This window comes from Streptomyces sp. B1866 (genome assembly GCF_031932565.1).
Lineage (GTDB): Bacteria > Actinomycetota > Actinomycetes > Streptomycetales > Streptomycetaceae > Streptomyces.
Genome location: NZ_JAVSCF010000263.1, coordinates 1 through 8,725 on the forward strand (window position 1 = coordinate 1; position 8,725 = coordinate 8,725).

General features: G+C 64.8%; 4 protein-coding genes and 4 pseudogenes. 4 read left to right on the plus strand and 4 right to left on the minus strand.

Going from position 1 to position 8,725, the window contains the following annotated elements:
• A pseudogene (locus RKE29_RS24995) lies at positions 1–274 on the minus strand (PrsW family intramembrane metalloprotease); the annotation flags it as partial.
• A 133-nt stretch (positions 275–407) separates the two neighbouring features.
• On the opposite strand from RKE29_RS24995, the pseudogene RKE29_RS25000 reads away from it, so the two are divergent.
• The 4 genes and pseudogenes from RKE29_RS25000 to RKE29_RS25015 all read left to right on the plus strand — a co-directional run.
• Positions 408–1,085: pseudogene (locus RKE29_RS25000) on the plus strand (tyrosine-type recombinase/integrase); the annotation flags it as partial.
• Between the two features lie 787 nt (positions 1,086–1,872).
• Positions 1,873–2,709, plus strand: a complete 837-nt coding sequence (locus tag RKE29_RS25005; RefSeq protein WP_312007890.1) for a VWA domain-containing protein — start codon at positions 1,873–1,875, stop codon at positions 2,707–2,709.
• A 5-nt stretch (positions 2,710–2,714) separates the two neighbouring features.
• Positions 2,715–3,581, plus strand: coding sequence for a hypothetical protein (locus RKE29_RS25010; protein WP_312007891.1), 867 nt, complete (start codon positions 2,715–2,717; stop codon positions 3,579–3,581).
• 5 nt (positions 3,582–3,586) lie between these two features.
• Positions 3,587–5,830, plus strand: coding sequence for a hypothetical protein (locus RKE29_RS25015; RefSeq protein WP_312007892.1), 2,244 nt, complete (start codon positions 3,587–3,589; stop codon positions 5,828–5,830).
• A 1,059-nt stretch (positions 5,831–6,889) separates the two neighbouring features.
• On the opposite strand, the pseudogene RKE29_RS25020 reads toward RKE29_RS25015, so the two are convergent.
• From RKE29_RS25020 to RKE29_RS25030, 3 genes and pseudogenes are all read right to left on the minus strand, one after another.
• A pseudogene (locus RKE29_RS25020) lies at positions 6,890–7,162 on the minus strand (ISL3 family transposase); the annotation flags it as partial.
• A gap of 134 nt (positions 7,163–7,296) precedes the next feature.
• A complete protein-coding gene (locus tag RKE29_RS25025; RefSeq protein WP_312007893.1) occupies positions 7,297–7,692 on the minus strand; it encodes a hypothetical protein in 396 nt (131 codons plus the stop codon).
• Positions 7,689–8,725: pseudogene (locus RKE29_RS25030) on the minus strand (hypothetical protein); the annotation flags it as partial. The pseudogene RKE29_RS25030 and the gene RKE29_RS25025, both read right to left, overlap by 4 nt.

Below are 8,725 nucleotides of genomic sequence, written 5' to 3' on the forward strand. Positions count from 1 at the left end.
CCAGCACCAGCGGCGCGACCTTCACCAACTCCTCGACGACCGGATCGACCGTGTACGAGGCCCTGGCCACCACCCTCGACAACCGCTCACCCGTGATGTCCGCGACCACGCGCGTGTACACCAGCTCCAGCAAGGCGGTCGCCACTCCGCACCCGTAGACCCCCACCGCCACCGCCAGCAAAACCACCGGCCACCGCACCGACCGCGTCAACGACGACGGCAGCAACAGCTGCACCACCCCGTACACGGCCGCCGCCACCATCAGCAACGCCACGCCCAGCCCCCCACGGCCGCGTCGGTCCAAGAACCGCGACGCTACGACGGCCGCCAGACTGCCTGCAAGAGCCACCCGCTCCTTGCGCGGGGCCACCGTGCCGTTCCCGCGAGTGCCGCGCCCTCACACAGGCAACCCGTGCCGGATCAGGGGCGCGGGCAAGGAGGAGGCGGACGAGCGGCCCGTCGCCACGATCGAGCAGGTCTTCGACCTCGCCGACGCGATGGGCCCGCGATGGCGGCTGATGGTCCTGCTCGGGGCCTTCGCCTCCCTCCGCCCGGAGGAGTTGGCGGAGCTGCGCCGCACCAGCGTCGACCTGGACAAGGGGACGCTCCGCATCGACCAGGCGTCGCCCGAGCTGACCAGCGGGCGGCGCGTGACCGGCGACCCGAAGTCCCGGGCGGGCAAACGGGTCGTCTTCCTGCCCGACTTCCTGATACCCGAGGTCCGGCGCCACCTGCGGTGGTTCGCGGCCAAGGAGCCGGACGGCCTGCTGTTCATCGGCGAGCGGAAGGCGCCTTTCCGACGGTCGACCTTCGGCCGGAAATGGCGCAAGGCGCGGGCCAAGGTCGGCATGCCCGACGGCTTCCGCTTCTACGACCTCCGGCACACCGGCAACACCCTCGCGGCCGACACCGGCGCGAAGCTGAAGGACCTCATGGTCCGCGCCGGCCAGTCCTCCGAGCGGGCCCAGCTCATCTACCAGCACTCCAAGGAGAAGCACCAGCGCAAGCTCGCCCAGAGCATCAACGCCGAGGTACGCCAGCAACGGCGCGACGCCACCGAAGAGGCGACCGCCCGCGAGGCGTGACCACACCCCCAACCGGGCCGGGGCCGACGGACCGCCGTCTGCCCCGGCCCAGCCATGTCCGCGGCTACTCCCTTCGCGGCTGCGACTTCACAATCCCCAGACAGGAGTGGTGCAGGTCATAGAAAATGCGTCTCAGCATTCGGGACAACTGACACGCGCGTGTCGTGAGTGGCGCGAGAGGCCCGCCCTGACGGGGCACGGGACTGCGAGATAGGGCACGCGGAGGGCACGACGACCCCGGAGAGGTCTAGACAACAAGCGACCCCCCGGCCTTTGACCTGGGGGTTCGATATGGAGCGGGTGACGAGAATCGAACTCGCGCTCTGAGCTTGGGAATCGCCGGGCCTGTCAGGCATGCTGGCTTTCCTGACCTACAGGAACGCCCGGGTATCCTGATTTTGCCTGCTTTCGTGCCGACCGCTATCGACCCTGGCGTACCGCCCCATCTGGCACGGATCTGGCACGACGGCGATGTGGCCCCGGGCTTGACAGTGCGGTACTGCCTGGCGGCCCCCATACTGAGGTTGGCGCACTCGGACTCCACCGTGACGCCGTTGGCCATAGGTGCTCGGGTTCCCCCGGTGCCCTCTGTTCCACAGAGTGGCAGCAATAGGGCGTTAACGCCAATAATGTTCGCATTCATCCACCTTGTCCCGTCTGCGGGAACGTCTATGCGACCTACGCCGAAGACTCTGAATGGGCTAGCATCTGTCTCCACCAGGGGGGCTTGTCTAGTACCGCATGAGCACCCACCGACGTTCCCGAGGTAGGAGCCGAGGCCTCAGTCATGTCGTACTCCGCTGAGATCAGTCGTACCAATCCGGGTTGCTTCATCTTCCTCGTTGACCAGTCGACGTCGATGAGCGACTCGATCGGCGGCGAAGTCCCTCAGAAGAAGGCAGACGTCGTCGCGGACGCCATCAACCGGTTGCTCACCGAGCTATCGGTCAAGTGCGCCAAAGAGGAAGGTGTCCGGGACTACTTTCACGTCGCGGTCGTCGGTTACGGGCATTCGGTCGGCTCAGCGTTCGGGGGCGTCCTGGCTGGCCGCGATCTGGTACCGCTGAGCGAGGTCGCCAACAATCCCGCGCGTGTAGAGAACCGAGTCAAGAAGGTCGCCGACGGGGCTGGCGGACTGGTCGAAACCAATGTCAGTTTCCCGGTATGGATGGACCCGGTCTCTCAGGGCGGTACCCCAATGACGCGGGCTCTGGGATACGCAGACTCTTTGGTGGCCCGATGGATCGAGCAGCACCCAGGCGGTTTCCCGCCGATCGTACTGAATCTCACTGACGGTGAGTCGACCGACGGCGATCCGACCAGTGCAGCGATCTCCATCGCCTCGCATGCGACCGCCGACGGTGCCGTGCTGTTGTTCAACCTGCACGTCTCTGCTGCCGGGGGTTCGCCGATCACCTTCCCGGATTCGGAGACTGGTCTGCCCGACTCCTACGCACGGACCCTCTTCCAGATGTCCAGTGCGCTGCCAAGCCACATGCGCTCTTACGCCTCTTCGCAGGGCCACCATGTCTCGGAAAACACTCGGGGATTCGTCTACAACGCGGACATCACCTCGGTCGTGGAGTTCCTTGACATCGGAACCCGAGCCACCGAACTGAGGTGACGTGGGTGGCACCCGTAGTCTTCGTGAACCGTTTCCTGGTTCCGAAGGAGGGGAGTTCCGAGTCCGAGTGCGAGGACGCGATTGGCATTCGTCCGGACGCGAGCTCTGACGAGGCCGTGGCCTATCCCTTGAGTGCCGCCGTTTCGGATGGGGCCTCGGAAAGCCTGTTGGCCACACGCTGGTCCCGGCTGCTGGTGGAGCATGCGGCTGAGGTGGGCGCCCTGCATCCGGAGGTGTTCGACGACCCGGGCACTCTGTCAGCGGAGCTCGTACGCCGAGCCGTAGAACCGTGGGACGACCAGATCAGGGAGTACTGCTCGCGCCGACAGACTGAAGGACGTCCCGTGCAGTGGTACGAGCAACCGGGCCTTGAGAAGGGCGCGTTCGCTACTCTCGTCGCCCTGCGCTTGTACCCGCTACCCTTCGCGGATCCGGACGACGGAGGCCCGAAACTGTACGGACCCGCCGAGTGGGAGTTCCACGCCGTCGCGCTGGGCGACAGCTGCCTGTTCCACGTGTCCTGCGGTGAGGTGAGGGCCTTCCCAATTGCCTCGTCGGCCGAATTCGGCCTCAACCCGCTTCTTCTCGGCAGCCGCAATCACGACGTCGACCTCATCGCCAGTCGTCTGGCTCACACCTGCGGCCATCTGCGAGACGGTGACGAGCTTCTGCTGACCACGGACGCCCTCGCCGCATGGTTCCTGCGCGGCTGCGAGGAGCAGTCGCATCCATGGCATGAACTCGGCGACGCGGCCGACAAGGGGCAAGAGGAATTCGGCTCTTGGGTACGGGAGCAGCGCGCAGCCCGGCTGATGCGCAACGATGACGTGGCGCTGGTGCGCATCCTGGCCCGGACGGAGAGGAATCGGTAGCACCCATGGCCGCGACGTCGGGCGACCCCCGCATCGGCTCGACCGGCTCCGGAATGCGGAGCACTCGGAAATTTCCCACTGGCGGGCAATACGTGGAAGCGCTGCAGAACACGCTTGTGTGCTTTCGTGACCGGGAGCTCAAGAGCGGTGCGGTAAAACGCGACCCTGTACTTGGCCCCAAACCTATCTCTGGAAATTTTGCCAGTGTCTTCTCGGTGACCTCGCAGTCGGGACGTCGCTATGCCGTCAAATGCTTCACCCAGGACGTCGCCGCCCAGGAATCGCGTTACGACGCGATTAGCCGTCACTTGGCGGCGCTGGACGGCACGTCGCTTTCCCAGCCCTGGAACATCAGCTTCGAATACCAGCCGCAGGGCGTCCTGGTCTTCGGCGAGTGGTATCCCATGCTCAAGATGGAGTGGGTGGAGGGTAGCGGTCTGATCCGCTGGATCGAGGACCACCGTGCAGACCCATCTATGTTCTCCTCCCTCGCCGCCCGCTTTGCCGCACTCACTGCGGACCTTGCCGTCACCGGAGTCGCTCACGGTGACCTCCAGCACGGCAACCTGCTTGTCGCCGGTGACGGCACGTTCCGGCTTGTTGACTATGACGGCATGTTTGTGCCTGCCCTTGCCACTTACCGGGCCACCGAGAAGGGGCATCGCAACTACCAGTCACCGAACCGCTCGGACGACGACTTCGGTCCCGCTCTGGACCGGTTCTCCACTTGGGTCATCTATCTCTCACTGATCGCGTTGTCGATCGACCCGTCGCTCTGGGACCAGCTGCACGAGCCCGACGGCGAGTTCCTGCTGCTGACGGAGGAGGACTTCCAGGATCCCTCCGCATCGCTGCGTTTCGGGACGCTACTGAGCCACCCCGACCGCGGGCTGCGTGACTTGGCCGGCCGCGTACGAGATCTGTCTTCACAGCCGCTGTCCGCTCTTCCCGCACTGTCGCAGAGGACGTTCCAGTCGGCCGCTAATTCTACCGGCGCAAAGCCACCAGCGTCCGGAGCTGCAACTACTTCCGCCTCGCAGCCGTCTGGACCCAGATCGCTTCCCTCATGGCTGGCCGATCACCTGCAACAGCCGGGCCCTGTAGCAGCCGCGGCCACCGTTCCTGCCGCCTCGGGGCCTTCGGGCTTCCATCGGCGCAGGCCGGCTGACGTCGCCCTCGCTGTGTTCACAGTGCTGCTCCTTGTTGCTCCGGCGTCGCTGGTCGTCGCCTCGCTCCTCACCGCGTCAGCGCTCCCCGCTGCGCAGGGCGGAGCCACGCTCACTGCGCTGGTGGCCGGCGGAATTGGCCGTCGGACCCGGCTCGAAGTACGAGTCGCCCAGACCCGTCGGCGCGATCTACGACGCCAGGCCCGGGCGCTCGACAACCCGGCGAAAGCCCTCGTGAAGTTGGACCGGGAAGCCCAGGCTCTGGAGAAGCGAGAGAAGGATCGGGACACGAAGGACTCCGCCCGCATCCAGCATTTGCAGGCGGAGCAGCACAAGGAGGCGGCGCGTATCAACGTCGCGCTGAACCAGCGCCTCACCACGATCGACAGGGAACTCGCCGACCTTCCCCGCCAGGAGCAGAAGCGACGCGACGAGGCGCTCGCGCTGCTGCAGCGGAGCCACATCCAGGACCGGCTCCGTCGTACGTCCATCCAGGAGGCCGCGAAACTATCGAACATGGGCGCAAAGACCATCGACGCCCTCATCGCCTCAGGTATCAGGACCGCCGCCGACTTCACCAGTGTCAGGTATGTCACGGGCGGGGGATACGGTAACGTCACCGCGTTCTTTGTACTGTCCAGCGGTTACGAAACCCGCGTACCGAGCGTTGGCGAGAAACGCGCCCGCGCTCTGGAGAGCTGGCGCCAGGGGATCGAGAGTCGGGCGCGGCAGACATCCCCCGCCAAGCTCTCGCCTCCTGAACAGCGGGTGTTAACTGACCGCGCCGCAGCCGATCGTGCCCGTCTCCAGGGTGACCGCAAGACAGCCGAGGCGGACGCACAGACCAATCGCAACCAGCTGCAGCAACGCATCGCGGCCGAACGACGCGTCCTCGTCGACGCCCAGACTGCGGCCCGCGCCGAAGCTGTACGACACCGGGCGGAGATTAGCCAGCGGCGTGCCAAGCTCACCATGTTGCAAGGCGACCGGGCACGAATCGACGCCGCGCTGGCAGGGGAACGGCAGACCCGGCGCAGCCTCGCCCACCGCCGTTACCTGAAATTCTTGATCTTCGGCCGGTGAGTTCAGGTGAGTATCCAGTGCCACGGCGCGGAGTTGGTCCGGGATACCCATCCAACAAGGGTGTCGCTTTCGAAGAGCTGTATGCCGACTCTTTAGGCCATGTCGTCAAGCGGGTAGGTCCGTACGAAATGTTGAAAGGTGGGAGGAACAGGAGGCAGTGAGTGGATGACGTATTTGATCTGCTCGGTCAAGGTCTGACCATCTTTGCCGTATGGCTCGACAAGGCTTTTTACCCTGTTCCCTGGCCTCTGGTGGTCGGGGCTTTGTTTCTACCCCTTGTGGCAGCAGTCAGGACATTAATTTGGGTGATGCGCGGGCGAGCTTGGCCAGTGACGTGCAAGTATTACCACACAACGCAAAGGCGTAGGGATAAACCCTGTCGGCAAGTAGTTGCCGGGGAGTGGTCTTATTGTCGCCACCACAAGCGAGCGCGGCGTCTTCATGACGGCCACCAGTGTGATCCCAGTGTTCCGAGATGGAGTAGAAAGGATCGTCAAGGACGCCTTGTGGACCGCGCGGACATTCGCGGAGTTGGGTTCGTTAGTCTAATTTCCAATCGCGAGACACTGCTCTTCTACAAGGGCGTAGCGAAGCGTCCTCGCGATGTGGTTCCAAGTCTGGGGCGGTATCGAGAGAAAATTAGGAACGACTGGCAGGCTTTGAGGAATCTACGAATTAGGTCGGTTTTCGCCAGCGGATCAGTGGTTCCGCATGGTGTTACGACTCGGATGCCTAGAGTCGTGCAGGCCACCCGGGTATCCTTGTCGTGCGCCGCTGTCGCGCTAATATTTGTGATTATATCGGCCATGGTGAGCGGTGAATTTCGGCGCTGGATGCAGTATGCTGCAACTGGATTTTTTGTCTACGCGTGGAATTTCTTTCGATTTGGGGCGTGGAAATCTCCCGACGAAGAGCCGAGATGGCTACAATCGGCACTTTTTGACTCTTCGAAAGCTATGGGGGTGATGATTCTACTGGGCGTCGTGGCGGGGGTTCTGGATAATGTAAATCAATCCGTGGGGGCTGCGCACGTTTAATTCGTGCGATCCGAAGTGTGTATCCTTTCTTCGCGTCCGCCAGGATGGTGGCGTACCGGTGGCGGCGCTTGAGGGCGAAGTCGTCCATGCCGAGGACCTGCGGCACGCACGGCCGGGGTAGCGGCAGCCGTATGAGCATCCGCAGCGCGGTCGAGCGCGACACCGCTGCGGCCACAGCGCGGGATAGACGAGCGCCCGCCCGGCCCGCTGACTCCTTGACCACGCAGCCGAGGTGGTCGGTGAGCCGGTTCGTCCGGCGCTGGTAGCGCCATAGCAGGACGGGCACCTGCTCACGGGAAGGTCTGCCGCGGAGGGTGACTCCTTGCGGCCCCGCTGCCGTTCGGCGGCCAGCCCGCCGCCTTGTGGATACCGCATACCAACGGCATACCGCAGGGATCAACGAACGTCATCACCTGCGACATCACTAGTTCAACCTCGGTAAGCGGAAAGGAAACGGATGTAAGGGGCTTCGGATTCAATTTCGATTTCTCCCCAATCCCCTTCGATGCGGTAGACGTTGCCAGTCGCCACAAAGGAGTCTGCTCCGCCGTAGTCATGAGTGCCAGAGGAGTCGGTGGCAGGTGGGGTTCCCTGCCCGGCCCACACAAGACGTCGCACGTCGGTGAACTCGATCACCGCTTCCCGGTAGCAGTGCTGTTCACCTGGGCGGGGCGGCAGGTACGTCGGATGCTCCGGTGTCAGGACCAGATCGAGGCGGAAGCTCAGCCGCCCTGGACGGGCTTCGATATCGGTGACGAAGCTGTCTTCAAGGTAGACGCCCCTGAAGCCCGGCAGATTGGTGTAGTCGACTTCTTCGGTATTCATGGCAGGTCCCAGTCGATGGGCGTGTGGTTTCCTGGACTCTTGCGGGGGACGACGTTACCGGAAGGGTCGATACGCTCTCCGTTCGCGTTCCGAATCTCTACGTGCGGCATGTCGCTCCCCGGAGCCCTGCCGCTTCCCTGTTTCAAGGTCAGACGTACGACACCGTTCTCATCCCGAAACTTCGGCGGTCCGTTCGGTGTCCGTGACTCTGTCCAGCCCTGCGCGCGGGCCCACTCGGCGAGCTCCGAAGCCTTGCGTCTCCCCCCGAGCACGTCCGCCGGTTGTTCCGCTGGACCCGCGCCGCCACCGGAAGAACCAGGAGTATCTCCGCCAGTGGGTTGTGAGGCGCCGGAACTCGCAGCCATAAGGGCGATGCCGAGGGTACCGAGGGTGGCGGCCTGGATAGCGGCTTCGGCAGACAGGGTCCCCGCGGCGACTCCTGTGGTGGCCAGGGCGAGGCCGCCGCCGGTTGGGATCAGTGCGACGAACGCGAGGAGCAGCAGCGCGAAGCCGGCGTAGGTAAGGAAGTTGTCCAGGGCGTCGATGAGGTGGAGGCGGTTGGGGATGATCGGGTCGTCGGAGGCCATGCCGTTTTGCAGGCGTACGAACAGCAGCGCCCCGGTGACGGCCGTGCCGAGAGCGGTCCACAGGCGAAAGCGCAGGACGGTCAGGGTCTCGGCCAGCGGGGTCGCCTGGGTGGCGCGCCAGGTGGTCGCGAGGCGGATCAGCAGCCATCCGGTCCATACCAGCCCCGCGATCCCGAAGCCGACCAGGACCCACGGCCCGGCGCCCGTGGTGAACCACTCCCGTACCCCGGACTGCCCCGGGAAGGAGGCGACGCCCCAGAACAGCACCGCCGGGGCGGCCAGAATCAGCGAGAGCAGGATGGTCCACCTGCGGCGTGCGTCCCTGCCCTCCCGGGGCGCCTGACGGATGGTGTGCCAGCCCACGCCGCGCCAGGCGGCCTCGTGGTCGGAGGCGTCCAACCGGGCCACCGTTTGAACGACCGCCTGGTGCAGCACCTCCCGCCCGG

What these genes read in the sequence shown, in the direction of transcription:
- RKE29_RS25005 (WP_312007890.1), top strand. Translation starts at nt 1,873, where the DNA reads ATGTCGTACTCCGCTGAGATCAGTCGTACCAATCCGGGTTGCTTCATC.
- RKE29_RS25015 (WP_312007892.1), top strand. Translation starts at nt 3,587, where the DNA reads ATGGCCGCGACGTCGGGCGACCCCCGCATCGGCTCGACCGGCTCCGGA.
- RKE29_RS25025 (WP_312007893.1), bottom strand. Translation starts at nt 7,692, where the DNA reads ATGAATACCGAAGAAGTCGACTACACCAATCTGCCGGGCTTCAGGGGC.